Below are 25,160 nucleotides of genomic sequence, written 5' to 3' on the forward strand. Positions count from 1 at the left end.
TCACGTGATCGTCCAGATGCACATAGAGTGCGGTCAGAAGGGCGTCCAAGTCAGTCTTCACACACCGACCATGGACGCCCTTCGTCACGCCCGCAGCCGATCACCGAATTTCACATCAGCGATCTAGCGGGGGCCGTCCGGGTTCACGGGGCCGAGCGCGGCCAGATCGAGCCGTACCACCACAGAACGCCTCCCATGATCACCAGTCCGCCCGCCGTGGCCAGCTTGGCCATGAGGTCCACGGGTGGACCTGTGAAGGGGAGGCGGTCGAGGTGGTGGCCCCAGGGGCAGTCGTTCTCGATGTCGGTCGAGTCGATCAGCGTGTCGGGGTGGTGCTCCGCGACCGAGTACGCCTCGATCTCGGCGCGGCTGCCCTTCCCTACCCGGACGTGCTTGACGACCGTCTTGCGCGCCGGGATCGAGCCGCTCGCCACGGTCCTGCCGTCGGCCCGCAGGTCGTACCGTGCGAGCTGGCGGGTCACGTTGCGGAGCGTGACGGTCGCCCGGCCGGAGCGGCATGCCACGTCGTCGACCGTCATCGTGAACGGGTCTCCCGGATCCAGCCGCGGCCAGGCCCAGGCGGTGGCCGGGAGGAGCAGTGCCACGGTCATGGGCAGCGTGGCCAGGACGACACGAGTACCGATACGCATGCGCTCCCCCCGGAGTGTGATCTTTGCTACGTAAGGTGCCCAAGTAGCCACGAAAAGTAACATCGACTCACGAGGGGAGCGCACGCCCCCGGATACACGCCATGATGGATGTATGGCGGAAGCGATCTACGTCGGCGGGTTGTTGGTGGCGACGCCGCTCCTCGACGACCCCAACTTCCGGCGTAGCGTCGTGCTGATCCTCGAACACGACCACGACGGGGGCACTCTGGGCGTGGTGCTCAACAGGCCGAGCGACATCTCGGTGACGCAGGTGCTGCCCGTGTGGGATCCGCTGGTGACGGGGCCTCCGGTGCTCTTCGAGGGCGGGCCCGTGCAGACCGACAGCGCGCTCGCGCTGGCGGCGGTCCCGAGCGGCGAGGAGCCGCTCGGCTGGCGCAGGCTGCACGCCGGCACCCCCGCCGTCTCCCGGCTGGGCACGGTCGATCTGGACGCGCCGCCCGAGATCCTGCAGGGGGAGATCGCGCAGATGCGCATCTTCGCGGGGTACGCGGGGTGGACGTCGGGCCAGCTGGAGAGCGAGATCGCCGAAGGTGCCTGGTATGTCGTCGACTCGGAGGTCGGCGACACCTTCTACGCCGATCCGGGCTCGCTCTGGCGGCACGTGCTGCGGCGCCAGCACGGCGAGCTGGCCTTCGTGGCGACCTGCCCGGACGATCCGACGATGAACTGAGCCCGCAGCCGGAGCTCGCGCCTCAGAGGTCCCACCCCGGCCGCAGCGAGCGCTCGGCCAGCTCGATCGTCTCCGCCATGCGGCCGGTGATCTCCGGCACCGAGCCGTCGCGGCGCGGGCACTCGAAGCCGACGCGCATCGCCGACATCGCGAACGCGACGATCAGATGGGAGAGCTGGTCGGTGTCGGCGTCGACACCCCTGTGGGCGGCGACCAGCTCTGCGAGGCGGCGCTCGGTGCCGGCGCCCCTGGCCACCGACTGGCCGATCAGCTGCGGATTCTCGTCGAGGATCCGGCGGAGTTTGAGGAACCTCTGGTGCTCGTCCTCCGTTGAGCCTTCCATGTCGCTCAGCACCGCTCGCACCGCGTGCATGAGCGCCGTGAACGGCGGCTCGCCCTGCGGGCGAAGGCGCAGGGTCTCCACCATGAGCTGCTCGCCGTGGTCGTGGAACCACAGCACCAGGTGGTCCTTGCTGGTGAAGTAGCGGAAGAAGGTGCGGGGGGAGATCTCGACGGCCCCCGCGATCTGCTCGACGGTGGTCGACTCGTATCCTTGTTCGAGAAACAGGTCGAGCGCCGCGTCGAGGATCGCCAGGCGCGTCCTCTCCTTCTTGCGTTCACGCAGACTCACAGCGGTCACTCCCTCGAAACCTTTCTGTCATAGTGTGCCACAAGTCATACTCCGCCATCTGAAAGTCGGTTGTCAGAAGTCACCAGCTGACATAGATTGCTGAGGCTTGCGATATCTATGTCCCTACGTGGGGCTGTTTGTCATTCAAGGGGGTGTCATGGCTAACGCGAAGGCGGTCCACGCGCCGTCGTCGCCCGGCCCGGCCCGGACGGGGGCCGGCGGCAATCCGTGGCTGGTGCTGCTGGCGGTCAGCCTGGGCGTCATCATGGTGATGCTCGACGGCACGGTGGTGGGCATCGCCAACCCGGTCATCCAGGCCGACCTGAAGGCTTCGCTGTCGGACCTGCAGTGGGTGACCAGCGGCTATCTGCTGGCGCTGGCGGTGTTCCTGATCACCGCGGGCAAGCTCGGCGACCTGTTCGGGCACAAGCGCGTCTTTCTCATCGGTGTCGCCGGCTTCGCGATCACGTCCGTGGGCATCGGTCTCAGCGCCGAACTGGCCGACATCATTCCCGGCCTCTCGCCCGTCGGCGCGCTCATCGGTCTGCGGGTGCTGCAGGGCCTTTTCGGCGCGCTGCTCCAGCCCGCCGCCCTGGCGCTGCTGCGTGGAGCGTTCCCGGGGGAGAAGCTCAACCAGGCGATGGGAGCCTGGGGCGGCATCATCGGCCTGTCCAGCGCCGCAGGGCCGATCGTGGGCGGTGTGCTGGTCGAGAACGTGAGCTGGGAGTCGGTCTTCTTCATCAACGCGCCGGTCGGGATCATCGCCCTCGTCATGGGCGTCTTCCTGATCAAGGACAACCGCGCGCAGACGATGGCGCGGATCGACTGGCTCGGCGTGCTGCTGCTGTCGGGCGCGATGTTCTCGCTGGTGTGGACGATCATCAAGGCCCCCGACTGGGGCTGGGGCGACAGCACGACGCTGACCTTCCTGGGCGCGTTCGCGGTGCTGATCGCCGCGTTCATCTTCTGGCAGAACAGGGCGCAGAAGATCGGCAGGCAGCCGCTGGTCCCGCTGTCGCTGTTCAGGAACGTCTCGATCTCCATCGGCACCGTGCTGATGATGATGGTGGCGTTCGCGATGTTCGGCGCGATGTTCTTCCTGGGCTTCTTCTTCCAGGGTGTGCACGGTCTGACCCCGCTGGAGGCCGGCCTGCGCATGTTGCCGATGAGCGCCGGCATGATCGTCGCCTCACCGCTGGCGGGCATGGCGATCGGCAGGCTCGGTCCGAAGATCACGATGGCGGCCGGCCTGCTGATCACCGCGTTCGCCATGTTCCTCATGTCCCAGCTCAGCATCGACGCGTCGTTCCTCGCGAGCGCCATCCCGTTCGTGCTGCTGGCCTTCGGCATGTCGCCGGTCTTCGTGGGCGCCACGGAGATCATCGTGGGCAACGCGCCGCTCGAGCTGAGCGGTGTCGCGGGCGGCGTCCAGCAGTCGGCCATGCAGGTCGGCGGCGCGCTGGGCACCGCGATCCTGGGCGCCGTGATGGCCGCCGAGATCTCCGGCACGCTGCCCGGCTACCTCGGTCCCGCTGCGCAGGCGATCCCGCCCGCGCAGATGACCGGGCTGGAGAAGGCGGCCGCCTTCGGCGCGGCCCCTCCCGGGGTGCCGCAGCCGATCGTCGACGCCGTGCACCACTCCTTCATGGACGGCATGCACCTCGCCTTCCTGGTGAGCACCGGCATCGCCGTGCTGACCGCCCTGCTGACGCTGTTCGTCAAGGCCGGGCGCAAGGCCGAGGGCGTGCAGGTCCATGTGGGCTGACCGGTTGGGCTGACCATGTGGGCTGACCGGGTGGGCTGACCTGCCCGCCGCCCGCGCCGGCGGCCCTCGCCTTCGCGGCGGGGGCCGTACCGCTGGGTGGAGGACGCGGTCGTGAGCGGGCATAAACTCTGTGGGGTGAGCAGCACGAAGATCCTCCCAGAGCAGGAGACCACGCCGCGGACCTCGCACGGCGACGGCGATCACGAGCGCTTCGCCCACTACGCGGACAAACACAAGATCACCGAGAGCATGGTGACGGGCACGCCCATCCGCGCCCTGTGCGGCAAAATCTGGGTGCCCAGCCGTGACCCCAAGAAATACCCGGTTTGCCCGGAGTGCAAAGAGATCTACGAGGGCCTTCCCTCCGGTGGCGGCGAGGGCGACGACAAGCAGTGAGTGTTGCTGAGCGGTAATCCTCCGTAAAACAGCTACGGTCTGTAGCCATATCGGTTCATTCCGTAGTGGAGGTTTTATGGCTCGGCGTGCGACGGCCGCCTCGTTGGCATGCCTGCTGGCGGTCTGGTTCGCCCCGCCGCTGGGGGCCGGCGCCGCCCACGCGGCCGGTTGCGGCCGCCATGCGCCGGAGGAGCCCTGGCCGCGCTCGCCCCAGCCGGGAGACGTGGCCAAGGTCCGGTCCGAGCTCGCCCGCCGCCTGGCCGGCGTCACGCCGCCGACCCAGTTCACAGTGCCCACCGTGGTGCACGTCATCACGCGGCCTGACCGCCAGGTCTCCGACCAGGCGGTCGAAGCGCAGATCGACGTGCTCAACTCCGCGTACGCCGGCCGCTTCGGCGGCGTGGACACCGGCGTGCAGTTCCGGCTCGACGCCATCACGGTCAGGGAGAACGCCGCCTGGTTCGGCGACCCGGTCGGTAACGAGCGCGCCATGAAGAGCGCGCTGCACCAGGGCGGTCCCGGCACGCTCAACCTCTACATCGCCCAGCTCAGCGAGCACATGCTGGGCTTCGCCAGCTACCCCTACTGGTACACCGACGCACCCGTGCTCGACGGCGTGGTCATCGACTGGCGCGGCCTGCCCGGGGGCGCGATGACCAACTACAACCGCGGCTTCACCGGCGTCCACGAGATCGGCCACTGGCTCGGGCTGTTCCACACCTTCGAGAACGGCTGCAAGGAGCCCGGCGACGGCATCGACGACACCCCCGCCCAGGCCAAGCCGACCAAGGGCTGTCCCGAGCGCGCCGACTCCTGCGCGAAGGCGGGCCTCGACCCCGTGCACAACTTCATGGACTACGCCCACGACCGCTGCATGTCGGAGTTCACTCAGGGCCAGGCCAAGCGGATGCACGAGATGTGGGCGGCATACCGGCAGGCGGCGCCGGGCGCGATCCGACGCTGACTACGATGTCCTGGTGACAGCACCAAAGGCACTCGACACTCCCTACCAGCCGCCGCGGATCTTCGGCCCGCGCTACCGCACCGCGACCCTCGGCATCCTCCTCGTGGTCACGTTGGTCGCTTTCGAGGGCATGTCGGTCGGCGTCGCCATGCCTGCCATCGCCGACGAACTCGACGCGCTCGACCTGTACGGCATCAGCTTCTCGGCCTTCCTGATCGCCAGCCTGTTCGCCAACGTGGTGGCCGGCCTCTGGTCGGACCGGCGCGGCTACCCCCTCCCGTTCGTGACGGGAGTGGTGCTGTTCGTCATCGGGATGGCGCTGGCCGGGGCGTCGTCGTCGGCGACGATGTTCCTCGTGGCGCGGGTCGTGCAGGGGCTGGGGGCGGGAGTCACCATCGTGGCGCTGTACGTGATGATCGCCCGGGTCTATCCCGTGGAGTCGCGGCCCAAGGCGTTCGCCGCCCTCTCCGCGGCCTGGGTGGTGCCCGCCATGGTGGGCCCGGCCGTGGCCGGATTCGTGGCGGAGAACTGGGGCTGGCGCTTCGTCTTCTACGGGATCATCCCGCTGGTGGTGCCCGCGCTGGTGATGCTCGTCCCGGCGCTGCGGCAGCCGTCCTCGCCGGGCGAGGCGCCGTCCCGCGGGCCGAGGTCGAGGCCGGTGGCCATGACGCTGGCCGCCACCGCCGCGGCCGCCGGTGCGGGGGTGCTGCTGCACGGCGTCGACCGGCTGCACCTGCATCCCGTCACGGGAGCCCTGGAGACGGCGGCCGGGCTGGCGTCCCTGGCGTACGGGCTGTTCCGGCTGCTGCCTCCCCGGGCGCTGCGGTTCGGGCGTGGACTGCCCACCACCGTGATGATGCGCGGCTTCTTCTCGGCCTCCTTCTTCGGCGTCAACTCCTTCATCCCGCTGGCGTTGCAGGAGGTGAAGGGCTTCGACCTGTCGAGCGCGGGCATCGCGCTGACCACGGGGGCGCTGGGCTGGTCCACTGGCTCCTACCTGCAGAGCAGGAAGGAAGGGCAGGCGCACCTACGGATCCGGCTGGGCACGGCGTGCATCGCCGTCGCGATCCTGCTCTGCCTGCTGGCCGTCCTGCCCGGGATGAGCGGATGGATCGCCGTGCCAGCCTGGATCATCGCCGGCTTCGGGATGGGGTTCGGCATGACCACGGTCAGCATCACGGCGCTGAAGCAGTCGCCGGTCAACGAGCAAGGGGCCAACTCGGCGTCGCTGTCGGTGACGGACATGCTGGGCTCGGCGCTCTCGGTCGGCGTCGGTGGCGCGCTGGTCAACGTGATCGGGCACTCCTCCACCGAGATCGCCACCGGGTTCGTCGTCATCTCGATCCTCATGGCCGCCATCGCGCTGAGCGGCACCGTGCTCGCCGGCCGCACCCGCTGAATTCCGCCTCACCTGTCACACCGGCAACGGATCGCCTGATCCTCGTCGCGAGGAGTGATAGGACAGCGGGACAAGGAGGTGTCATGGAGGGTGATCACCGTGTCTGGCCCCCGCAGACGGGTGCCCGGCATCGCCGTACCCCTCCTGAGGACCGTACTCCTCCTGAGGACGGCGCCCCTCCTGACCGCACCTCTCCTGAGGACCGCAGCTTCCCCGAGGACAGCAAGCCCGTGTGGGGCGCGCACCCCGACGGGAGGCCGCGGCGGGGCAGGAACCCCTTCGCGAGCGTCAGGGACACCAACGTCGACAAGGAACGCGCCCGTGAGCCCGCGGACCCCGCGCCGGAGAGTAACCGGGGGTCGGTCTCCGAGCCTGTTCGGGAGACGGGCTGGGGGTCCGCTTCCGAGCCTGGACAGGAGACGGGCTGGGGGTCTGCTTCCGAGACCGGACACGAGACGGGCTGGGAGTCCGTTTCCGAGACCGGACGCGGGATCGGCTGGGGGTCCGTTTCCGAGGTCCCGCACGAGACGGGCTGGGGAGACTTCCCAGGGCGTGATGACGGGCCGTCGCGGGGACGGCGGGAACGGTCCCATCCGCTGGACCTCGGCCCTGACCCGGAGGACGAGGAGGGGCCGTGGAACCCGCGGATCCGCCGGGCCCCCTACAACGGCCAGGACGACGGGCTCGGCGGCCGTGGCCGTGGGAGCGGTCCGTCGCCGGATGGCGAGTCCCTGCCCCCGTCGGCCCGCCTCTACGGCTCCCCGGCCGACCCGGGAGCGCGCGGGCGGGTGGGAGGCAGGAGGTGGCGCCGGTGGGCGGGCGTGCTGGTGGCGCTGCCGGCCGGGGCGGGATTGATCGTGGTGGTGGCCGTCGTGGTGCTGCGGTTCACCGCGCCGCCGGCGGAGACGGGCCGGCTGAGCGACTCCCTGGCGGGGGTGTCGGTGGCGCTGCCGCAGGGGTGGCGGGAAGGGCCGGTGCCGCCCGTGACCGGGTTCACCTCGGTCATCAGAAACGACGCCGGAGCACTCGTGATGGCCAGGCCGATGCCGCAGGTGAAGGACGTGGGAAAGGCCGCCAAGGAGGCGGCGGAGCTCTACTCCAGGCTCCTGCTCAAAGGGGACCGCGTGACCGTCGTCGAGGACAAGCGGCTTCCGGGTGGCCACACCCGGGCACTCCGGGCGGAATATCGGGACGTGGTCAACCGGCCGGCTTTCCTGCGAGTGATGCTGCTCACTCGCGGCGCCAGGGCCGTCCTGCTCGTCGGGCTGCTGCAGCCCGCCGACACCGATCGCAGGCAGGAACTCGACACGGTCATGACGAGTCTCCGGCCGGGATGAGAACCCGTCGCCCCTCTAACACGTGAGGATCACCTTGGCCAGAATCATCGGCTCACGGCACGTCTTGTCGGTGGGCCCGATTACTCTAGGGTCACTGTGAGAAAGCGAAGCACACCAACCCCAGAGGTGATGCGGTGAGCACCTTCGCCGCGTCCCACCTTTCGCCTTCCTATCCCGACCGAGCCGCATGGGGCACCGCCCCCAAGCTGCGCGCGTGGCAGCAGGAGGCGTTCGACCTCTACTTCAGGCGCGAGCCGCGCGACTTCCTCACCGTGGCGACCCCGGGCGCGGGCAAGACGACCTACGCCCTGCGCATCGCCAGCGAACTGCTCGCCAACGGGGTGATCAGAGCCGTCACCGTCGTGACGCCCACCGAGCACCTCAAGCGCCAGTGGGCCGACGCGGCCGGGCGGGTGGGCATCAACATCGACCCCGAGTTCAAGAACAGCCAGGGCGCCACGTCGCGCGACTACACCGGGGTCGCGGTGACCTACGCGCAGGTCGCCATGCACCCGGCGCTGCACCGGGCGCGCACCGAGGCGCGCAAGACCCTGGTGATCTTCGACGAGATCCACCACGCGGGCGACGCCAAGTCGTGGGGTGACGGCGTGCGCGAGGCGTTCGAGCCCGCCACACGGCGGCTCCAGCTCACCGGCACCCCGTTCAGGTCCGACGACAACCCCATCCCGTTCGTCGCCTACGAGGAGGACGCTGAGGGCTTCAAACGCAGCGTCGCCGACTACTCCTACGGCTACGGCCCCGCCCTCGACGACGGGGTCGTGCGGCCGGTCATCTTCCTGGCCTACTCCGGCGAGATGAAGTGGCGCACGCGGGCCGGCGACGAGATCGCCGCGACCCTGGGCACCCCGCTCACCAAGGACCAGCTCTCCCAGGCGTGGCGGGCCGCGCTCGACCCGAAGGGCGACTGGATCCGCCAGGTCATGCAGGCCGCCGACCGCCGTCTCACCGAGGTGCGCAGGGGCGTGCCCGACGCCGGCGGTCTGGTCATCGCCACCGATCACGAGACCGCCCGCGCCTACGCCCGCCACCTGCGCAACATCAGCGGCGAGGGCGCCACCGTGGTCCTCTCCGACGACCCCGGCGCGTCGAAGAAGATCAAGCAGTTCGCCGCGTCCGAGGACCGCTGGCTGGTGGCCGTGCGCATGGTGTCCGAGGGCGTCGACATCCCCCGCCTGTGCGTGGGCGTCTACGCCACCTCGACCTCGACCCCGCTCTTCTTCGCCCAGGCCGTGGGCCGGTTCGTCCGCGCCCGCAAGCGCGGCGAGACGGCGTCCGTCTTCCTCCCGTCGGTCCCCACGCTCATGGGCCTGGCCAACGAGATGGAGGCCGAGCGCGACCACGTCCTCAACAAGCGGCCGCCGGAGGACGGCCTCGACGACACCCTCCTCGAACAGGCCAACCGCGAGAAGGACAGCCCCGACGTCCTGGGCGACGAGCTGCCGTTCGAGACGATGCAGACGTCGGCCATGTTCGACCGGGTGCTGTTCGACGGGGGTGAGTTCGGCACGGGGGCCGAGCTCGGCTCGGCCGAGGAGGAAGACTTCATCGGCCTGCCCGGCCTGCTCGAGCCCGACCAGGTGGCCACGCTCCTGCGCAAGCGCCAGTCCGACCAGCAGGCCGCCAGGCGCAAGCAGACCGCCGACGAGCCGCGGCAGACCCTGGCGCCGCACGAGCAGATCGCCGAGCTGCGGCGCGAGCTCAACGGCCTGGTCGGCGCGTGGAACCACCGCACGGGCCAGCCGCACGGGGTCATCCACTCCGAACTGCGCCGCGCCTGCGGCGGCCCGCCGATCGCCCAGGCGACCGCCGAGCAGATCCAGGAGCGCATCGCCACCATCCGCCGCTGGGCCACCCAGCGGCGCTAGGCGCACCGGCCGGCCGGCTCGTCGCTCGATCGATGAGATGACCTCCCGTTGTGGTGGCGACGCCGCCTCCACCCGACGGTCGTTCCCCTCTGGCGGGCGGCTCAGCTGACGGGGGCGAGGCGCCTGACCATGATGCGGCAGCGCTCGGGCCGGAGCTCGTGCCGGCCGTCCGGGTGGTAGACGACCTCTGTCGTGGCGACCTGCCCGTACGGCCATTCGGTGTATCCGCGGCGCAGGTAGAGCCGCTGCGCGTCCTCGTTCTCCAGCCCGACGCCCAGGGCGACCCGTTCGTGGCCCAGGGCGGAGAGCCGGTCCTCGGCCGCCCACAACAGCTCGGTGCCGATGCCCTGCTTGCGCCGCCAGGGCACGACCTCCAGGTGGGTGAGCAGGGCCACGCCCGGTAGATGGGCGCGTAACTCGGGCTCCTCCGCGGGGGCCAGCCAGACGTACACGTCGCCCACGGGCTCCTGCCCGTCCCAGGCGACGAGCAGGAGTCCGTGGCCGGTGTCCTGCTTGCCCAGCCGGTCGGCGAAATAGGCCTCCTGGCCGAGGGACCGGACCATGGCAGGGAGGTCGGTATGGATGGCTTTGCGAATTTCAGGGGCCCCCACGGACCACAGATTCCCGGATGCCGCTCCGCTGAATCAACAGGCGTTTACCGGGATGCCCACCAGCGCAACGGCTTGGCTCCCGGTTTGACCACCCATTTCATGGCGTCCGCCACGCCTGATTCGAGCTGCGGGATCCCGGCCAGGTGGCCGGCCCAGCGATGGCGGTCCGCCTTCCAGGCCCGCAGGTAGGAGACGCAGAAATCCGGGGTGATCAGCTTGAGCCGGCCGAGCGCGGCGAGCAGTGACTCCTCCATGGCGGTGCGGTCGGTGGAGCCGGGCCGCAGCCTGACGCGGCGCAGCACGTCCTCGATGAACGCCCTGCGCCTGGCCAGGAAACCGGTCCAGTGCGCCGGCCGGGTCGCGGCCTCCCAGCTCGCCCCGTCGCCGTCGAGGAGCCAGTAGACGCCCTCCGCCAGCACGTCGCCGAGCTCCTGGTCACGGGCGCGGACGGGCCGGTCGAACGGGTTGTACGCGCGCTGGGTCACCATGCCCGTCACCGCGAGCCGGCGCAGCGACGTCTCGCCCAGCAGGTAGAACCAGTCCTCGTTGTAGATGTTCGGGAAGAACGACGGCCTGCGGGTGGTCTCGACGGCGAGGGCGCCGCCGCCCACGAACGAGTCCTGATCGCCGCCGGTCAGCCGATGCGCGTGGCACACCACAGAGTTGTCCGGATAACCGCCGATGTGCATGCCCACGGCGTCATAGCCGTCGAGCAGCGCCGCCGCCGCCGCGACCTCCTTGTGCCCTCCGACCACGATGTCGTCGTCCAGGAAGACGACACGCTGCCAGCCCATCAGGCGGGAGAGGAGCAGCCCGGTGTTGCGCTTGGCGCTGAGATCGGTCGCGCGGTGGAACGGCGTGCCCTTCACCAGGACGGAGGTCGCGAAGTCCGGCAGGTTGAGCCGGGCCGGGTCGTCGACGTCGATCACGACGTAGGCCACGCCGGTCGGCAGCAGGAGCGCCGCCGCTTCGTCCGGCCGGCTCCACCTGCGGCTGTGCAGGGTCACCAGCGGGCAGTCCAGTGCGACGGCCAGGCGGATCGCGTGGCCGAGCCAGCTCGGATGCCGGATCGTCGGTACGACGATCGCGTCGACGGTCCCGGACTCCGGGTGCTCGCGGTACAGGTCGACCAGGTGCCTGTGGGAGCCGTGATGGTGTTCCGTGCCGACCTGTGCTGTCTCATGTTCCATGGACGGGACCCGGCCATTCGTGTAGCCGGTACGAGGCGACCGTCCAGTCAGGTGTGACGGCGACGCGGCCCTGCACCCTGACCCTCGTGAGGATGCTGTACGCCTCGGCCTCGCGGAACCGGTCACGCAGATAGGCGGTGTTCCGGTCGCGGAAGCGTGCGTCCGTGAGCGCCCGCACAACGCCGTACACGCCTCGCGAGTGCATGCCGTTGCAGATGGTCAAGGTGTGGCTGGTGTTGTCCGGATTGACGCCACGGTAGAAGAAGCCGACGTCCTCGGTGAGCCGTAGGTCGTCGCCTGAGCCGCTGGTGACGGTGTAGTGCCTGTGCGTGTCGCCGCCCTCGTCGACCTCGAAGTACGGCCCCCTCTCGCCCTCCCAGTCGGGCACCTGCCGCACCGGGAGCTCGATCCGCGAGAGCATGTACGCGGTGACCTCGTTGTAGTCGACGCCGCCCAGGAGCACCACGTGGGTGGTGAGGTCGTCGGCGCGAAGGTCCTCCGTCGCGCGCAGCGTCACGAGGCTGTGCGGGTTGGAGGCTCTGACATGGCCCCACAGCTCGAACAGGGAGTCAAGGTCGGAGTATTTGTAGAGCTCGATGTAGTCGGGGCTCGACGGGTCCGCGTAGGTGATCTTCTCCCGCTCGTCTTGGGGGATCTGCGAGCAGATGATCGTGATCGGCTCGCCGTCGGGGAAGTGCCACGGCCCCTCATGAAGGGCGTCCGGCGCCGGGTCGGAGCTCTCGGCGCCCTGGAAGCGCAGCGCGTTCTTGCGCAGCCGGGTGAGCTCGTCGAGCAGTGCGCGGTGCTCCGCCAGCTCGTCGGCCGTCATGTCCGACAGCGGCAGCACGCGGGCGTGCCCGTTGGCCAGCGATCGCCGGGTGGCGAAGAACGCGGCGTACTTCTCGAGGCGGTGCAGGGGCGGGATCTTGATCAGGTGGGTCGACTCCCACGACGAGATCAGCGGGACGCTGACCCCGAACGCGTCGCGCAACTGCGCCTGGGTGACCCGCAGGCCGGGCCATCGGCTGTCGCGGAGCTCGCGCAGCCGGCGCGCCAGCGCGGTCCGCGCGGATTCGTCGCCGCTCATGCCAAGCCTCATTCAAGTGAACTTCAGTGAATATAGGCCCCGGCGGCGAAGTTGGTGAAGAAGTCGCAGCTAGGGCGCCACGATCAGGCTGCGTGCGCGAACGGATCGCACAAGGAGCACCAGTCTAGCCACAGGTCCGTGGCTGGCGGGAGTGAATGTGCGGGTTGAGAGTGGGTAAATCTCTGCGTGTAGAGATTCAGTGAATGAAAGCTGAAGTTTACTGAATAAAGGTGGAGGTGGTATCGCGGCCCGAGTCCCGTGAGCCGCACCAGGCCAAGAGCGGCATCCCACGCGGAAAACGAGCGCAGGCACCCCTGAGGCGACAGCGAAGGGTGCCCGCGATCCCGGATTTCTTGTCAGAGCGCGTCTCCGCACCAGGGAAACCTTCATGACGACACTAGCCCTCCACCTCTCGGTGGCCACGCCCATGTCATCCGACACCCGGACCATGTCCCTCTTCATGCTGGCGACCATGATCACGCTGACGCTGGCCGCGATCCGCGGGCTGATCAAGCGTACGCGCCTGGTCATGGTGATCAGCGGTACGAGCGCCCTGCTCGTGGTCCTCTCCGTCCTCGCCCTCGCCTACCTCATCACCTTCGGAGCGATCTGAGGCCGTCACCGCGCGCGGCGCACCGCGCCCCTGCGCTGCGCGCGTGCCGACCGCGCCGCCGCGGGCGCGATCACGCTGAGTGACTCTGTGTGTTTGGACACAGAGCAGTGACCTTCTGTTAGAAGCTCGACTCAAGCGGCAACAACCACGATTGCTGTCTTGGCATATGCAGAAGGACTTCGCCCATGTCGTCTGAGGCCACCGGTAGGTCGACGCTGATCGTCACTTCCGGCCTCTCTCGAAACGCCGTCATCATCAGACTCGAAGGCGAGCTCGACGTCAACGGGCTGCCGGTGCTGAGAGAGCACCTGCAGCGCGTGTGGGAGCTGCCCCCGAAACCGTTCCTGGTCATGGATCTGAGCGCGGTCTGGTTCTGCGACTCGATGGGCATGAACGAGCTCGTCGAGGTCCTGCAGCGCTGCGAGGCCAGGGACACCCGGCTGCTGCTCGGAGGGGTGCAGGGGGTGATGGAGCGGGTGCTGTCGATCACCGGGCTCCGGCACGCCTTCGAGGTCTTCGACCACACCGACGACGCCCTGCGGCTGACCCGGGACTGAGAATCTGTCGCCCGGGTGAAGATCTCTTACTCCCCGTATGAGATCGCTCCCGGCAGGCGTTGACCTTCACATGACCGTGGCGTCACCGCGTGAGTACCCTTCGTGATCGCCGGTGCCGCAGGGGCGCCGGGTTACCGTGGAAAGGTGCCTGAAGTGAGCCTGTACCTGCCCGAGGACGTCCTGAGCCGGGTCGCCGAGGCGGCCCGCGCGCACGAGATGTCCGAAGGGGACTACATCCGCGAAGCGGTCACACGCGCCCTCGCCGAGGAGGTCGTCGGCGAACGACCCCGTCCCCGACTCCCGCTGTTCGACAGCGGCGACCCGAGCTTTGCCGGAAGCGTCGATGACATCCTGGCGCAAGGGTTCGGAAGGGATGGGCTCGACTGATGCTCATCCTCGACACGAGTGGTGCACTCGCCGCCATCGACAAGGCCGCTAAGGAGCATCTGGCCGCCAAGAAGGTGCTCGAGAACGAGAGGGGGAGCATCGTGCTGTCGCCGTTCGTCCTCGGAGAGCTGGACTACATGCTCCTCAACAAGGTCGGTCTGCACGCCGAGCTCGACTACCTGCGGGAAGTCGGGAGGGGGACCTATGACCTCATCCCCATGACGCGACACGACGTCGAGCGGGCTGCGGACCTGGTCAACCGCTACGGCGACATGGCGGTGGGGCTGACGGACGCGTCCGTCGCGCTGCTGGCCGCGCGCTATCAGACGACCAGGGTGCTGACGCTCGATCAGCGGCACTTCCGGGCGATGAAGCCGCTCTGGGGCGACGCCTTCACGGTGCTCCCCGCCGACGCCAACTGATCAGCCCAGCACGGGCGTCCCGCGCAGGGCGGCGCCGGCGGCCTTCATCTCCGCCAGCGCCGCCTCCGTGGTCGCCGGTGCCACGCCGGCCGTGAGGTCGAGCAGCACCCGCACCTCCAGCCCATGTCCGAGCGCGTCGAGTGCGGTGGCGCGCACGCAGTGGTCGGTGGCGATGCCCGCCACGTCGACCTGGCGCACCCCGCGTTCCTCGAGCCACTCCAGCAGCGGCACCCCGTCGCGCGAGGCGCCCTCGAACCCGCTGTACGCCGCGTCGTAGGCGCCCTTGCTGAACACCTCGTCCACTTCCGACAGGTCGAGGGCCCGGTGGAAGTCGGCGCCGGGCGTGCCGGCGACGCAGTGGGCGGGCCAGGTGGAGGCGTAGTCGGGGGTGTCGGAGAAGTGCTCGCCGGGCGAGATGTGGTGGTCGCGGGTGGCCACCACGTGGTCGTAGGGGTGGTCGGCCACGTGACGGGTGATCGCCCCCGCCACCTGCGAGCCGCCGGTGACGGCCAGGCTGCCGCCCTCGCAGAAGTCATTCTGCACGTCGACGATGATCAGCGCGCTGCCCATATGCGCCACGATACGTCAGGCGAATTCGGTGGGGATCGCCGCATAGCCTCTGCCGAGGTGGAGGGCGTCCAGGGGGAGTGTGGTGACGGCCTTGGCGTGGCGTTCGCGGGCTGCCGACAGGGGCTCCCCGCCGACGACCTCGCCGTCGCGTACCAGCTCGTGCAGCAGGGGGATGCCGCCTTCTGGGGCGAGTCCGCCGGTCGTGATCAGCTCGGTGTCGCAGTGGCCCGTCTCGTCGAGGAGCCGGTACGCCTCCTTGCGGCCCCCGCGCGACGGCTTGCCCACCGAGCGTTTGGCCACGGCCTCCAGCTTGCCGGTGGCCGTCTCCCGCGCCACCAGCTTGTACACCAGCGCCGCCGTGGGCACTCCCGACCCGGTCACGAGGGAGGTGCCGACGCCGTAGCCGTCCACCGGGGCGGCGGCGAGGGCGGCGATGGCGTACTCGTCGAGGTCGGAGGTGACGAGGATGCGGGTGTTGAACGCCCCGAGCGCGTCCAGTTGCTCGCGCACCTCCTGCGCGGCCGCCGCCAGGTCGCCGGAGTCGATGCGGACCGCACCGAGCTTGGGCCCGGCCAGGTCGACGGCCGTGCGCACCGCCTCGGCCACGTCGTACGTGTCGACCAGCAGCGTCGTCTCCGGCCCGAGCGAGGCGATCTGGGCCTCGAACGCGTCGCGCTCCGAGTCGTGCAGCAGGGTGAACGCGTGCGCCGCCGTGCCGGCCGTGGGGACCCCGTACACGCGTCCGGCCATCAGGTTGGAGGTCGAGGCGAACCCGGCGATGTACGCGGCCCGCGCGGAGGCCACCGCGGCGCTTTCGTGCGTGCGGCGCGAGCCCATCTCGATGAGGGGGCGCTTGCCCGCGGCGTTGACCATGCGGGACGCGGCGGAGGCGATGGCGCAGTCGTGGTTGAGGATGGACAGCGCGATCGTCTCCAGGAGCACGGCCTCGGCGAAGGTGCCCTCCACGATCATGATGGGGGAGGCGGGGAAGTAGAGTTCGCCCTCGCGATAGCCGTAGATGTTCCCCGAGAACCGGTAATCGGCGAGAAACGCCAGAGTGGACTCATCGACGACCCGGCGCTCGCGCAGGTAGGTGAGTTCTTCGTCACCGAAGCGGAAGCGTTCAAGCTCGTCCAGGACACGTCCCGTCCCGGCGACAACCCCGTAACGCCGCCCACCTGGCAGGTGTCTGGCGAACACCTCGAAGACGGCGCGCCTGTGCGCCGCGCCGCTCCGCAGGGCCGCCTGCAGCATCGTCAGCTCATAGTGATCTGTGAGCAACGCAGTGCTCATGGACATTGTCACGAGTCGAAGACTACGGCCCAGATAGGGCAGACTCGGGGATGTGGGTAGCACCGCTCCAATCGCCGTTGAGCGTCCGTCATCGGACGTCCGACCCGATCTGCCTTGGGTGACCATCGTCTGGAACGACCCGGTCAACCTCATGTCCTACGTGACCTATGTCTTCCAAACGGTCTTCGGCTATACCAGGGAGAAGGCCGAGAAACTCATGCTGGACGTCCACCACAAGGGCAAGGCCGTCGTGTCCAGTGGCACGCGTGAAGAGATGGAACGCGATGTGCAGATTCTCCACTCCTACGGCCTGTGGGCGACGGTCCAGCCGGATTCGGTCAAGTGAGGCGGCACGGGTGAGTTCGGGGTTCAAGCCGGGCAAGAACGGCGGCGTCATCGCGGTCTTCGAGGCCGCGGAGGTCTCGCTGCTGCGCTCGCTCGTGTCGATGATGCTCGGCATCGTCTCTCCGGGGCAGACGAGCGACGATCCGCTGGAGCGGGCGCTCGGGATCGGTGACACGGCGGTGCCGTCCGATCCGGTGCTGGCCAGGTTGTTCCCGTCGGCGTACGAGGACGAGAAGGACTCCGCCGAGTTCCGCCGCTACACCGAGGCGACGCTGCGCGACGGCAAGCGGGCCGACGCGCAGACCGTCTTCGACACCGCCGCGTCGGGTCACGCCGAGCTCACGGCCGAGCAGGCCCAGGCGTGGCTGCGCTCGCTCAACGACGTGCGCCTGACGCTCGGCATCAAGCTCGACGTGACCGAGGAGGTTCACGACGAGATCGCGATGATGTCGGAAGACGATCCCCGCTACCCGGCCTACGTCACCTACGACTGGCTGACCTACCTGCAGGACAGCCTGGTCCGGGCCCTCTGGTAACTTCCGGGGCATGCTGTCGATCTCGCAGGAACTCGCGGACAAGATCGTCGCGCATGCCCGCGCCGATCACCCCGACGAGGCGTGTGGCGTCATCGCGGGCCGGGGCGGCGTGCCCGAGCGGTTCATCCCGATGGAGAACGCCGAGCGTTCGCCGACCTTCTACCGCTTCGACTCGATGGAGCAGTTCAGGGTCTGGAAGGAGATGGACGAGCGCGACGAGGAGCCCGTCGTGATCTACCACTCCCACACCGCCACCGAGGCCTACCCGTCGCGCACCGACGTGTCCTACGCCTCCGAGCCGAACGCCCACTACGTCCTGGTCTCCACCAAGGACGACACCGAGGTGGAGTTCCGCTCCTACCGCATCCTCGAAGGTGTCATCACCGAGGAAGAGGTAAGGTTCATCCCATGATGGTCCGGCAGGTGCAGAGCTTCCTCTTCGCGCACACCCCGGCTGTCGTCGTCTACGACTGTCCGTGAGCGATCCGCTGCGCGGGCTGCCGTCACGGCCCTGACGGGCACGGCGGTCCGGCGAGCGGATCTCCTGGTGGAACTTCCCCGGAATCCGCACCCTGCCGTCGGCGTTGCTGCCGATGGGACGACGACTGACTGAGGAGACTGACCGCGATGGCCATCGAGGTTCGCATTCCGACCATCCTGCGCAATTACACCGACGGCGCCAAGGCCGTCGACGCCGAGGGCGCCACGCTCGACGAGCTGATCAGCAATCTCGAGTCGCGCCACCCCGGCATCAAGGACCGCCTGGTCGACCAGGGCAGCCTGCGCCGCTTCGTCAACGTCTACCTCAACGACGAGGACGTGCGTTTCCTGGGCGGCCTGGGCACGCCGCTGTCCGACGGCGACACGGTGACCGTGCTTCCCGCCGTCGCCGGTGGATGACATGCGTTTCGACTCATTGATCGACTCGGTCGGCCGCACACCTCTGGTGGGGCTGCCGAGGTTGTCGCCCGCCGCCGACGTGCGGATCTGGGCCAAGCTCGAGGACCGCAACCCGACCGGGTCGATCAAGGACCGTCCGGCGCTCTGGATGATCCAGGAGGCCGAGAAGGACGGGCGGCTCACGCCCGGCTGCACGATTCTCGAGCCCACCAGCGGCAACACCGGCATCTCGCTGGCCATGTCGGCCAAGCTCAAGGGCTACCACCTGATCTGCGTGATGCCGGAGAACACCTCGGAGGAGCGCCGCCAGCTGCTGCGCATGTGGGGAGCCGAGATCATCTCCTCACCCGCCGCCGGCGGCTCCAACGAGGCCGTGCGCGTGGCCAAGGAGCTGGCCGCGAAAAACCCGTCGTGGGTGATGCTCTACCAGTACGGCAACCCCGCCAACTGGCGCTCCCACTACGAGTCCACGGGCCCGGAGATCCTGGACGACCTGCCCACCGTCACGCACTTCGTGGCCGGGCTCGGCACGACGGGCACGCTGATGGGGGTCGGGCGGTTCCTGCGCGAGCGCGTGCCCGACGTGCAGATCGTCGCCGCCGAGCCGCGTTACGGCGAGCTGGTCTACGGGCTGCGCAACGTTGACGAGGGCTTCATCCCCGAGCTCTACGACGAGTCCGTGCTGACCACGCGCTTCTCGGTCGGTTCGGCCGACGCGCTGCGGCGCACCCGCGAGCTGCTGGCCTCCGAGGGCATATTCGCCGGGGTCTCGACCGGGGCGGCGCTGCACGCGGCGCTGGGCGTTGCCGGCAAGGCGGTCAAGGCGGGCGAACGCGCTGACATCGTCTTCGTGGTGGCCGACGGCGGCTGGAAATACCTGTCCACGGGCGCGTACGAAGGCACGCTGGAGGAGGCGGAGGACCGCCTCGAAGGCCAGCTCTGGGCCTGACCGCGAGGGCACGGCCAGGAGAACGAGGGCAGCAGGAGGGCGGCCGGTTCGCTGACCGGCCGCCCTCGTCCCGCGTATGGCTACCTCGTCCGGGCGCCTAGTTGAACAGCACCCGCAGCGAGAACGTCGCCGAGCTGTCGGTGATCGACGTGCTCATGCCGACGGCCCTCAGCACCTGCGCGTTGGCCTTGTCGTCGCCCTGCATGGAGTTGAGGTACAGGTTCTCGATCTTGTCGAGGTCGACGAAGAGCGCCGCGTTGGCCTCGTCCGGGTCGGCGATCGCCGTCTGGAACGTCTCCGAGTCGCCCAGCGTGCCCGTCTCGGCCAGCTTCTTGGCGTAGTCGTCCGTCGTCGCCACGGTGAAGACGCCGTCGCCGGCGACCTTGGCGAGCTGCGGGGCGCCCTGCCCGCCGGCCGTCATCGCCTGCTGGATCTTGTCGAGGATCGCCTGGGCCTTGGCCGGGTCGGTGGCGATGCGTACGCCGCCCTTGAACTGGTTGCTGTCCAGGCCCTCGCCGTCGACCGCGAACGTGAAGTTCTTGCCGAAGAGCGTCGCGAGGTCGCCCGGCAGCTCCAGCCCGAAGCGGGTCTTGACCTGGGCGAGCATCTGCTGGACCTCGGTGGCGCCGGTGGCCGTGGCCTGCTTCTCGATGTTGGCCCAGTTCTTGGTGACGACCTGGTCGAGGCCGGAGACCGACAGGGCGCCGGCCGTGGTCGCCGGCAGGCTGCCCAGGTTGGCCGGGGGCAGCTCGCCCTCGGGCGCCATGCCCTTGGCGCCGCTGACGATGCCGGCGAGCTCGACGTAGGCGCTGTCGAAGCGGAGCGCGCCGGCGAACCTGGTGTCCTTGATCTGGTCGAGGGTCGCGGCCTGCTCGGCGGTCAGCTCCTTCTTGGCCGCCTGCGCGATGCCGCCGATGTGGGTCCAGAACGACAGCACGCCCTGCTCGCCGACGGTGGCCATGTCGTCGTCGAAGTCGGTGTTGTCGCCCAGGCTGCCTTCGGCCTGCGCGTACTTGTCGGCGAGTTCCTGCGTGGGCGTGAGGAGCGCGTAGTCCTCGCGGAAGGCGATGCCGTACTTGTCGCCCTCCATCAGCTTCGCGATGCCGGCCTTCGCCTGCTCCTCGTCCGTGATCTGGACGGCCACCGCGAAGTCGGGCTCCTCCTTGCCGGAGGGGACGGCGGCGAAGCCGATCCTGCTGCCCAGCCACGGGTCGACGTCCTTGGCGAAGTCGACCTTGGAGTCGTCGTCCTTGGTGATCGTGTCGAACAGCGCCTTGCGCGGGTCCTCGCCGGAGAAGGTGTCCTTGGTGACGGTGAACTTCCTGGCCAGCTGGAACAGCGCCACCTTCTGGTTGGCCGCCGGGTCGAGGTCGAGCCTGGCGTAGGCGATGCTGTTGGCCGGCAGCACCTCGTGCGGCTGGGTGCCGCCACCGCCGATGGCGCCCACGGCCCACACGGCGCCGCCGCCGAGCAGCACCACCGCGAGCGCGGCGGCGACGGCGATGATCCAACCCTTGGGGCCCTTCTTGGCCGGCTCGGCGGGGCCGAAGCCTTCGGGGCCCTGCTGCTGCCAGCCGCCCTGCGCGTGCTCGTTCTGCTGCTGCCAGCCCTGCTCCTGCTGCCACCCTTGCTGGGGCTGCTGCTGTTGCCAGCCGCCCTGCTGCCACTGCTGCTGAGGCTGCTGCGGTTGCTGCCCGTAGGAGGGCTGCTGTCCGTACGCCTGCTGCTGCTGCCATCCCTGCTGGGGCTGCTGCTGGCCATAGCCCCCCTGGGCCTGCTGGCCGTAAGGCTGCTGCGGCGGGTACGGCTCGCCCGACGACATCGGCATCGTCGGGGGGTTCACCGGCTGCTGGCCCTGGTTCCAGTTGTATGCCGTGGTCCGGTCAGGATCTTGACCAGATGGGGGATTATTCACAGACATCACTCAACTCACAATGTGGACTTATGGCCACAGTGAAGGTAGCTGATGTTGGTAGACCGCCGCTTGCAATGCGCTGAAGTACGAGTTCACACCCGGTTCAGCCCATTTCGCACCGGTACGCCTCCCCGCCGCGCCGCTAGAGTGTGGAAGCACTAGAACTAAGTTCCATACGAGGTGGGTGCGGATGACGAAGTTCGACGAGGCGACGCAGGCGATCAGGGTCGACGACAACACCTACGACGTGTGCCTCGACCCCGGATACGGGATCGGCGGCCCGCTCAACGGCGGCTACCTGCTGGCCGTGATCATGCGTGCGGCCGTGGAGGCCTCGCCGTTCGACCATCCCGTGACCACGAGCGCGCAGTTCCTGAAGGCGCCGGTCCCCGGCCCCGCCCAGGTCAGGATCGAGCCGCTCAGAGCGGGCCGGACGGCCGCGTTCGCCAGGGCCACGCTCGTGCAGGACGGCGTCGCGCAGATCGCGAGCTCGATCACGACGGCCACCCTGCACGGGGCCGAGCCCGTCTACGCCGGCGAACCGGCCTGCTCCATGCCGGGCATCGACGACTGCGTCGCGCTCCCCGACCCCAAGCCCGAGTCGGGCATGATGCTGAACGCCCAGATGGAGGTGCTCTTCGACCCGCCCACGATCGGCTGGCTGAAGGGCGAGCCCAGCGGCAGGCCCGAGTCGCGGGCCTACTTCAGGATGGCCGAGCCGCAGGACCCCGACCCGTACGTGCTGGCCCTGGCCGTGGACGCGCTGCCGCCCGTGGTGTTCTCCGCGGGCGCGCGCGGCTGGGCGCCGACCGTGGACCTCACCCTGCACCTGCGCGCCCTGCCCGCGCCCGGCTGGCTCACCGTGCTCTGCGGGGGCCGGCTCGTCTCCGACGGCTGGTTCGACGAGGAGGCGGAGGTGCGCGACTCGACCGGCCGGCTCGTGGCCCAGTCGCGCCAGCTGGCCCGCGTCGGCAGAGGATGAACGTGTGGTGGTGGCCAAGGCATCACCACATCGGGCCCATGTTTCCCATCCGAGCGAGCGCGGCGGGCGACTGTGAGCATTCTTACGCAGTGTTGATGGGGCAGGTCGCCTACCCTCGAAGGCGTGCCGGACGCGAGTATTGGGATCTTCGACAGCGGAGTCGGCGGCCTGACGGTCGCCCGCGCGATCATCGACCAGCTGCCCTGCGAGTCGATCACGTACGTGGCCGACACGGCCCGCCAGCCGTACGGGCCGAAGAGCATCGCGGAGGTCCGCGCCTACGCCCTGGAGGTCATGGACCACCTCGTCGAGCACGACGTCAAGATGCTCGTGATCGCGTGCAACAGCGCCAGCGCCGCCGTGCTGCGCGACGCCCGCGAGCGTTATGACGTACCGGTCGTCGAGGTGATCCAGCCGGCTGCCAGGAGGGCGGTGCGCGCCACCCGCACCGGCAGGGTCGGCGTGATCGCGACGCGGGCCACCATCGACTCGATGGCCTATCACGACGCCTTCACCGCGGCGCCCGACGTGCAGCTCACCGGCGTGGCCGCCCCACGCCTGGTGGAGTACGTCGAACGAGGGGAGACGATGAGCGACGAGCTCATCGAGGTCGTGCGCGACTACCTGGAGCCCATCAGGGCCGCCGGGTGCGACACCCTCATTCTCGGCTGCACCCACTACCCGCTGCTCACCGGCGCGATCTCCTACGTCGCCGGCGACGGGGTGACGCTGGTCTCCAGCGCCGAGGAGACGGCCAAGGACGTCTACCGGATCCTGCACGACCGCGGCCTGGCGGCGGGAGGCGAGGCCACCCCCCGGCACCGCTTCCGCGCCACCGGCGACTCCCTGCTCTTCGCCCGGCTCGGGCAGCGCTTCCTGGGGCCGGAGATCGACGCGGTCGAAGTCGCACCTCTGGGGGGTATCACCTCGAACGGCCACTCGGCCGCACCCGTTCCCGGACTTCGGAGCGGCGGGAGCGCAGCCGCCGGCGTGCCGGGGGAAGGCGCCGGGATCGAGGGGCCGAGCCGCGGCGCGGAGCGTCGTACTGGGAAGGAGCCCACATGAAGGTGACCATCGTCGGCTGCTCGGGAAGCTACCCCGGCCCCGACAGCCCCGCGTCCTGCTACCTGATCGAGGCGGACGGGTTCAGGATGCTGCTCGACTTCGGCAGCGGCTCGCTCGGCGCGCTCCAGCGCCACATCGGCCTGTATGACGTGGACGCCATCTGCCTGACCCATCTGCACGCCGACCACTGTCTCGACGTCTGCGGCTACCACGTGGTCCGCACGTACGGGCCGGCCGCGCCGTACCCGATCGTGCCGATCTACGCGCCCGCGGACGCGCCGCGCCGGCTGGCGGCCGCGTACGGCATGCCGGACGAGCCCGGCCTGGAGACCGCCTTCGACTTCGTGCCGCTGGAGCCGGGCTCGTTCGAGATCGGGCCGTTCACCCTGACCGCCGGCCTGGTCAACCACCCGGTCGAGGCGTACGGCTTCCGGGTGACCGGCGGCGGCAGGTCCGTGGCCTACTCCGGCGACACCGGCGAGTCGAACGAGCTGGTGAAGCTGGCCGCGGGTGCCGACCTGCTGCTGTGCGAGGCGTCGTTCGTCGAGCGCCCAGGTCTGCCGCCCGGCCTGCACCTGACCGGCCGCCAGGCGGCCGAGCACGCCGCCAAGGCCGATGTCGGCCGGCTCGTGCTCACCCACCTCGTCCCGTGGAACGACCAGGCGACCGTGCTGAGGGAGGCCTCGGAAGGCGGCTACGGCGGCCCGTTCGAGCTGGCCCGCAGCGGCGCCGTCTACGACCTGGCCTGAATCTCGCCGAAGTCGCGCATGCGCGGCAGCGGCGAGAACAGCAACGGCAGGAACGCCAGCAGCCTGCCCCCCATGAACACCCACAGGGCCTGCCGCACGCCGATCTGCTGGGCCACGAGGCCGCCGAGCAGCGCGCCCAGCGGCATCATGCCCCAGGTCATGAACCGCACCGACGCGTTGACCCGGCCGAGGACGTGCTCGGGGGTCACGGTCTGCCGGTAGGTGACCTGGCCGACGTTCAGCAGGACCGAGCTCCACGACAGGCCGATCGAGGTGATCGCGAAGAACACCGCCCGCCAGTCGGGCTGCGTCATCGGTAACAGCAGGCCGAAGGGCGAGCCGATGGTGACGGCCAGCCAGGTCATCCGCGCGGTGCCGTACTTCCTGGACAGCCAGCCGCCGCTGAGGCCGCCCAGCAGGCCGCCGATGCCGCCCGACATGAGCAGCACGCCGATGAGGCCGGGCGTGAGCATGACCACGTCGGCCAGGAACAACACCGACTGGCCGAGGACCGCGCTCACGAAGAGGTTCATGGCCGCCGACGTGATCACGAACGTGCGCATCAGCTGGTCGTCCCAGACGTACGCGAGCCCCTCGCGGATGCCGCGCATCAGCGGCGTGGGCTCGGTGGCCGCGGGCGGCTTGTCCGGCGCCTTGATCCGGCTCAGGAGGAGCACCGAGGCGAGCGCGCCGAGCGCGGTGGCGGCCAGCGTGCGCGACGCCCCCAGCACTTGCACGAGCGCGCCGCCGATGGCCGGGCCCGACAACGATCCGCTGGAGCGCACGACCTCCAGCTTGGAGTTGGCGTCGCTGAGCTGCCCGGTGCTGATCAGGTCAGGCAGGTACGTCCGGTCGGCCACGTCGTTGAAGACCTGAGCCGCGCCGACCAGCAGCGCCACCAGGAACATCATCCCGATCGTCAGGATCCCCAGCTCGGCCGCGACAGGGATGCTGCCCAGCAGCAGGAACCTGGCCAGATCGGAGGCCATGAGCACGCGGCGCCTGCGCATCCGGTCGACCCACACCCCCGCGGGCAGGCCGATCAGCAGGAACGCCGTTGTCTGCAACGCCGACAGCAGGCCGACCTCCGTGGGGCCGGCGTGTAATGCCAGCACAGCCACCAGCGGTAGCGCCACCCGCGAGATATTCGCGCCGAGTTCGTTGGCGACGTGAGAACCGAGGAACCGTAGGAAGTCAGGGTTTCGCAACACCCCCGTTGTCATTGCGTAAGGATCCATGTGTCGGACACATTTGGTCAAGAGCGTCGTGT

The 25,160-nt window shown here is 69.4% G+C and carries 28 protein-coding genes; 19 read left to right on the forward strand and 9 right to left on the reverse strand.

From position 1 onward, the window contains the following. Positions 1 to 143: 143 nt before the first annotated feature. Positions 144 to 650, reverse strand: coding sequence for a hypothetical protein (locus E1292_RS09290; RefSeq protein WP_132594063.1), 507 nt, complete (start codon positions 648 to 650; stop codon positions 144 to 146). Between the two features lie 112 nt (positions 651 to 762). On the opposite strand from E1292_RS09290, the gene E1292_RS09295 reads away from it, so the two are divergent. Then, on the forward strand, positions 763 to 1,341 hold the full coding sequence (locus E1292_RS09295) for a YqgE/AlgH family protein (RefSeq protein WP_132594065.1): 579 nt from the start codon (positions 763 to 765) through the stop codon (positions 1,339 to 1,341). Between the two features lie 22 nt (positions 1,342 to 1,363). On the opposite strand, the gene E1292_RS09300 is transcribed toward E1292_RS09295, so the two are convergent. Continuing rightward, entirely contained in the window at positions 1,364 to 1,972 is a 609-nt protein-coding gene (locus E1292_RS09300; protein WP_165974456.1) for a TetR/AcrR family transcriptional regulator, read from the reverse strand. A 157-nt stretch (positions 1,973 to 2,129) separates the two neighbouring features. Here E1292_RS09300 and E1292_RS09305 point away from each other — a divergent pair, with 157 nt between their 5' ends. The 6 genes from E1292_RS09305 to E1292_RS09330 all read left to right on the forward strand — a co-directional run bounded on the left by E1292_RS09305 (position 2,130) and on the right by E1292_RS09330 (position 9,719). Next, entirely contained in the window at positions 2,130 to 3,737 is a 1,608-nt protein-coding gene (locus E1292_RS09305; protein WP_132594069.1) for an MFS transporter, read from the forward strand. A 135-nt stretch (positions 3,738 to 3,872) separates the two neighbouring features. Continuing rightward, positions 3,873 to 4,133 carry a DUF3039 domain-containing protein gene (locus tag E1292_RS09310; protein WP_132331901.1) on the forward strand — a complete coding sequence of 87 codons (261 nt, stop codon included), beginning with the start codon at positions 3,873 to 3,875 and terminating at the stop codon, positions 4,131 to 4,133. Between the two features lie 76 nt (positions 4,134 to 4,209). Next, complete coding sequence (locus E1292_RS09315) at positions 4,210 to 5,097, forward strand: zinc metalloprotease (protein WP_132594071.1); 888 nt, start codon at positions 4,210 to 4,212, stop codon at positions 5,095 to 5,097. A 13-nt stretch (positions 5,098 to 5,110) separates the two neighbouring features. Then, positions 5,111 to 6,496, forward strand: coding sequence for an MFS transporter (locus E1292_RS09320; RefSeq protein ID WP_132594073.1), 1,386 nt, complete (start codon positions 5,111 to 5,113; stop codon positions 6,494 to 6,496). An 83-nt stretch (positions 6,497 to 6,579) separates the two neighbouring features. Further along, the gene (locus E1292_RS09325; protein WP_132594075.1) at positions 6,580 to 7,833 is read left to right on the forward strand and encodes a hypothetical protein; all 1,254 of its coding nucleotides are present in this window, start codon (positions 6,580 to 6,582) and stop codon (positions 7,831 to 7,833) included. Positions 7,834 to 7,967: 134 nt separating this feature from the next. Continuing rightward, on the forward strand, positions 7,968 to 9,719 hold the full coding sequence (locus tag E1292_RS09330) for a DEAD/DEAH box helicase (RefSeq protein WP_132594077.1): 1,752 nt from the start codon (positions 7,968 to 7,970) through the stop codon (positions 9,717 to 9,719). 101 nt (positions 9,720 to 9,820) lie between these two features. Here the strand turns inward: E1292_RS09330 and E1292_RS09335 are convergent, their stop codons facing one another. The 3 genes from E1292_RS09335 to E1292_RS09345 form a co-directional block, all read right to left on the reverse strand. Continuing rightward, positions 9,821 to 10,282, reverse strand: a complete 462-nt coding sequence (locus E1292_RS09335; RefSeq protein WP_132594079.1) for a GNAT family N-acetyltransferase — start codon at positions 10,280 to 10,282, stop codon at positions 9,821 to 9,823. Positions 10,283 to 10,374: 92 nt separating this feature from the next. Then, positions 10,375 to 11,520 (reverse strand): hypothetical protein, encoded by a 1,146-nt coding sequence (locus E1292_RS09340; RefSeq protein WP_132594081.1) that lies wholly within the window; start codon positions 11,518 to 11,520, stop codon positions 10,375 to 10,377. Continuing rightward, positions 11,510 to 12,607 (reverse strand): helix-turn-helix domain-containing protein, encoded by a 1,098-nt coding sequence (locus tag E1292_RS09345; protein WP_132594083.1) that lies wholly within the window; start codon positions 12,605 to 12,607, stop codon positions 11,510 to 11,512. The genes E1292_RS09340 and E1292_RS09345 overlap by 11 nt, the downstream gene beginning before the upstream one ends. A gap of 388 nt (positions 12,608 to 12,995) precedes the next feature. Here E1292_RS09345 and E1292_RS09350 point away from each other — a divergent pair, with 388 nt between their 5' ends. The 4 genes from E1292_RS09350 to E1292_RS09365 all read left to right on the forward strand — a co-directional run bounded on the left by E1292_RS09350 (position 12,996) and on the right by E1292_RS09365 (position 14,586). Continuing rightward, complete coding sequence (locus E1292_RS09350; protein WP_132594085.1) at positions 12,996 to 13,220, forward strand: hypothetical protein; 225 nt, start codon at positions 12,996 to 12,998, stop codon at positions 13,218 to 13,220. A gap of 185 nt (positions 13,221 to 13,405) precedes the next feature. Beyond that, positions 13,406 to 13,777 carry an STAS domain-containing protein gene (locus tag E1292_RS09355; RefSeq protein WP_132594087.1) on the forward strand — a complete coding sequence of 124 codons (372 nt, stop codon included), beginning with the start codon at positions 13,406 to 13,408 and terminating at the stop codon, positions 13,775 to 13,777. Between the two features lie 153 nt (positions 13,778 to 13,930). After that, on the forward strand, positions 13,931 to 14,164 hold the full coding sequence (locus E1292_RS09360; RefSeq protein ID WP_165974457.1) for a ribbon-helix-helix domain-containing protein: 234 nt from the start codon (positions 13,931 to 13,933) through the stop codon (positions 14,162 to 14,164). Continuing rightward, on the forward strand, positions 14,164 to 14,586 hold the full coding sequence (locus E1292_RS09365) for a PIN domain-containing protein (protein WP_132594091.1): 423 nt from the start codon (positions 14,164 to 14,166) through the stop codon (positions 14,584 to 14,586). The genes E1292_RS09360 and E1292_RS09365 overlap by 1 nt, the downstream gene beginning before the upstream one ends. On the opposite strand, the gene E1292_RS09370 is transcribed toward E1292_RS09365, so the two are convergent. After that, the gene (locus E1292_RS09370) at positions 14,587 to 15,156 is read right to left on the reverse strand and encodes a nicotinamidase (protein ID WP_132594093.1); all 570 of its coding nucleotides are present in this window, start codon (positions 15,154 to 15,156) and stop codon (positions 14,587 to 14,589) included. It abuts the gene before it with no gap. 15 nt (positions 15,157 to 15,171) lie between these two features. Next, positions 15,172 to 16,455, reverse strand: coding sequence for a nicotinate phosphoribosyltransferase (locus tag E1292_RS09375; RefSeq protein WP_181958204.1), 1,284 nt, complete (start codon positions 16,453 to 16,455; stop codon positions 15,172 to 15,174). A 46-nt stretch (positions 16,456 to 16,501) separates the two neighbouring features. On the opposite strand from E1292_RS09375, the gene clpS reads away from it, so the two are divergent. The 5 genes from clpS (at position 16,502) to E1292_RS09400 (ending at position 19,179) form a co-directional block, all read left to right on the forward strand. Beyond that, entirely contained in the window at positions 16,502 to 16,795 is a 294-nt protein-coding gene (gene clpS, locus E1292_RS09380; protein WP_132330654.1) for an ATP-dependent Clp protease adapter ClpS, read from the forward strand. A 10-nt stretch (positions 16,796 to 16,805) separates the two neighbouring features. Continuing rightward, positions 16,806 to 17,330, forward strand: coding sequence for a DUF2017 domain-containing protein (locus tag E1292_RS09385; protein ID WP_132594097.1), 525 nt, complete (start codon positions 16,806 to 16,808; stop codon positions 17,328 to 17,330). A 10-nt stretch (positions 17,331 to 17,340) separates the two neighbouring features. After that, positions 17,341 to 17,742, forward strand: coding sequence for a M67 family metallopeptidase (locus E1292_RS09390; protein ID WP_132594099.1), 402 nt, complete (start codon positions 17,341 to 17,343; stop codon positions 17,740 to 17,742). Positions 17,743 to 17,957: 215 nt separating this feature from the next. Continuing rightward, positions 17,958 to 18,230, forward strand: a complete 273-nt coding sequence (locus E1292_RS09395) for a MoaD/ThiS family protein (protein ID WP_132594101.1) — start codon at positions 17,958 to 17,960, stop codon at positions 18,228 to 18,230. A gap of 1 nt (position 18,231) precedes the next feature. Continuing rightward, positions 18,232 to 19,179, forward strand: a complete 948-nt coding sequence (locus E1292_RS09400) for a PLP-dependent cysteine synthase family protein (protein WP_132594103.1) — start codon at positions 18,232 to 18,234, stop codon at positions 19,177 to 19,179. A gap of 97 nt (positions 19,180 to 19,276) precedes the next feature. Here E1292_RS09400 and E1292_RS09405 read toward each other — a convergent pair whose 3' ends face one another. After that, positions 19,277 to 21,007, reverse strand: a complete 1,731-nt coding sequence (locus E1292_RS09405) for a DUF3352 domain-containing protein (protein ID WP_246090020.1) — start codon at positions 21,005 to 21,007, stop codon at positions 19,277 to 19,279. Between the two features lie 277 nt (positions 21,008 to 21,284). Between E1292_RS09405 and E1292_RS09410 the strand changes: the two genes are divergently transcribed. From E1292_RS09410 to E1292_RS09420, 3 genes are all read left to right on the forward strand, one after another. Continuing rightward, on the forward strand, positions 21,285 to 22,076 hold the full coding sequence (locus E1292_RS09410; protein WP_132594105.1) for a thioesterase family protein: 792 nt from the start codon (positions 21,285 to 21,287) through the stop codon (positions 22,074 to 22,076). A gap of 123 nt (positions 22,077 to 22,199) precedes the next feature. Continuing rightward, complete coding sequence (gene murI, locus E1292_RS09415; RefSeq protein WP_132594107.1) at positions 22,200 to 23,141, forward strand: glutamate racemase; 942 nt, start codon at positions 22,200 to 22,202, stop codon at positions 23,139 to 23,141. Then, a complete protein-coding gene (locus E1292_RS09420; RefSeq protein WP_132594109.1) occupies positions 23,138 to 23,890 on the forward strand; it encodes an MBL fold metallo-hydrolase in 753 nt (250 codons plus the stop codon). The genes murI and E1292_RS09420 overlap by 4 nt, the downstream gene beginning before the upstream one ends. Here E1292_RS09420 and E1292_RS09425 read toward each other — a convergent pair. After that, positions 23,875 to 25,128, reverse strand: a complete 1,254-nt coding sequence (locus E1292_RS09425) for an MFS transporter (protein WP_132594111.1) — start codon at positions 25,126 to 25,128, stop codon at positions 23,875 to 23,877. The two genes, E1292_RS09420 and E1292_RS09425, sit on opposite strands and share 16 nt — an antisense overlap. Positions 25,129 to 25,160: the final 32 nt, after the last annotated feature.

It is taken from the genome of Nonomuraea deserti (assembly GCF_004348685.1).
In the GTDB taxonomy this organism is placed as follows: Bacteria; Actinomycetota; Actinomycetes; order Streptosporangiales; family Streptosporangiaceae; genus Nonomuraea; species Nonomuraea deserti.

Coding starts and splice junctions, on each gene's coding strand:
- E1292_RS09290 (WP_132594063.1), bottom strand. CDS start 650: ATGCGTATCGGTACTCGTGTCGTCCTGGCCACGCTGCCCATGACCGTG.
- E1292_RS09295 (WP_132594065.1), top strand. CDS start 763: ATGGCGGAAGCGATCTACGTCGGCGGGTTGTTGGTGGCGACGCCGCTC.
- E1292_RS09305 (WP_132594069.1), top strand. CDS start 2,130: ATGGCTAACGCGAAGGCGGTCCACGCGCCGTCGTCGCCCGGCCCGGCC.
- E1292_RS09315 (WP_132594071.1), top strand. CDS start 4,210: ATGGCTCGGCGTGCGACGGCCGCCTCGTTGGCATGCCTGCTGGCGGTC.
- E1292_RS09325 (WP_132594075.1), top strand. CDS start 6,580: ATGGAGGGTGATCACCGTGTCTGGCCCCCGCAGACGGGTGCCCGGCAT.
- E1292_RS09335 (WP_132594079.1), bottom strand. CDS start 10,282: ATGGTCCGGTCCCTCGGCCAGGAGGCCTATTTCGCCGACCGGCTGGGC.
- E1292_RS09340 (WP_132594081.1), bottom strand. CDS start 11,520: ATGGAACATGAGACAGCACAGGTCGGCACGGAACACCATCACGGCTCC.
- E1292_RS09345 (WP_132594083.1), bottom strand. CDS start 12,607: ATGAGCGGCGACGAATCCGCGCGGACCGCGCTGGCGCGCCGGCTGCGC.
- E1292_RS09350 (WP_132594085.1), top strand. CDS start 12,996: ATGACGACACTAGCCCTCCACCTCTCGGTGGCCACGCCCATGTCATCC.
- E1292_RS09355 (WP_132594087.1), top strand. CDS start 13,406: ATGTCGTCTGAGGCCACCGGTAGGTCGACGCTGATCGTCACTTCCGGC.
- E1292_RS09365 (WP_132594091.1), top strand. CDS start 14,164: ATGCTCATCCTCGACACGAGTGGTGCACTCGCCGCCATCGACAAGGCC.
- E1292_RS09370 (WP_132594093.1), bottom strand. CDS start 15,156: ATGGGCAGCGCGCTGATCATCGTCGACGTGCAGAATGACTTCTGCGAG.
- E1292_RS09375 (WP_181958204.1), bottom strand. CDS start 16,455: ATGTCCATGAGCACTGCGTTGCTCACAGATCACTATGAGCTGACGATG.
- E1292_RS09390 (WP_132594099.1), top strand. CDS start 17,341: ATGCTGTCGATCTCGCAGGAACTCGCGGACAAGATCGTCGCGCATGCC.
- E1292_RS09395 (WP_132594101.1), top strand. CDS start 17,958: ATGGCCATCGAGGTTCGCATTCCGACCATCCTGCGCAATTACACCGAC.
- E1292_RS09400 (WP_132594103.1), top strand. CDS start 18,232: ATGCGTTTCGACTCATTGATCGACTCGGTCGGCCGCACACCTCTGGTG.
- E1292_RS09405 (WP_246090020.1), bottom strand. CDS start 21,007: ATGCCGATGTCGTCGGGCGAGCCGTACCCGCCGCAGCAGCCTTACGGC.
- E1292_RS09410 (WP_132594105.1), top strand. CDS start 21,285: ATGACGAAGTTCGACGAGGCGACGCAGGCGATCAGGGTCGACGACAAC.
- E1292_RS09420 (WP_132594109.1), top strand. CDS start 23,138: ATGAAGGTGACCATCGTCGGCTGCTCGGGAAGCTACCCCGGCCCCGAC.
- E1292_RS09425 (WP_132594111.1), bottom strand. CDS start 25,128: ATGGATCCTTACGCAATGACAACGGGGGTGTTGCGAAACCCTGACTTC.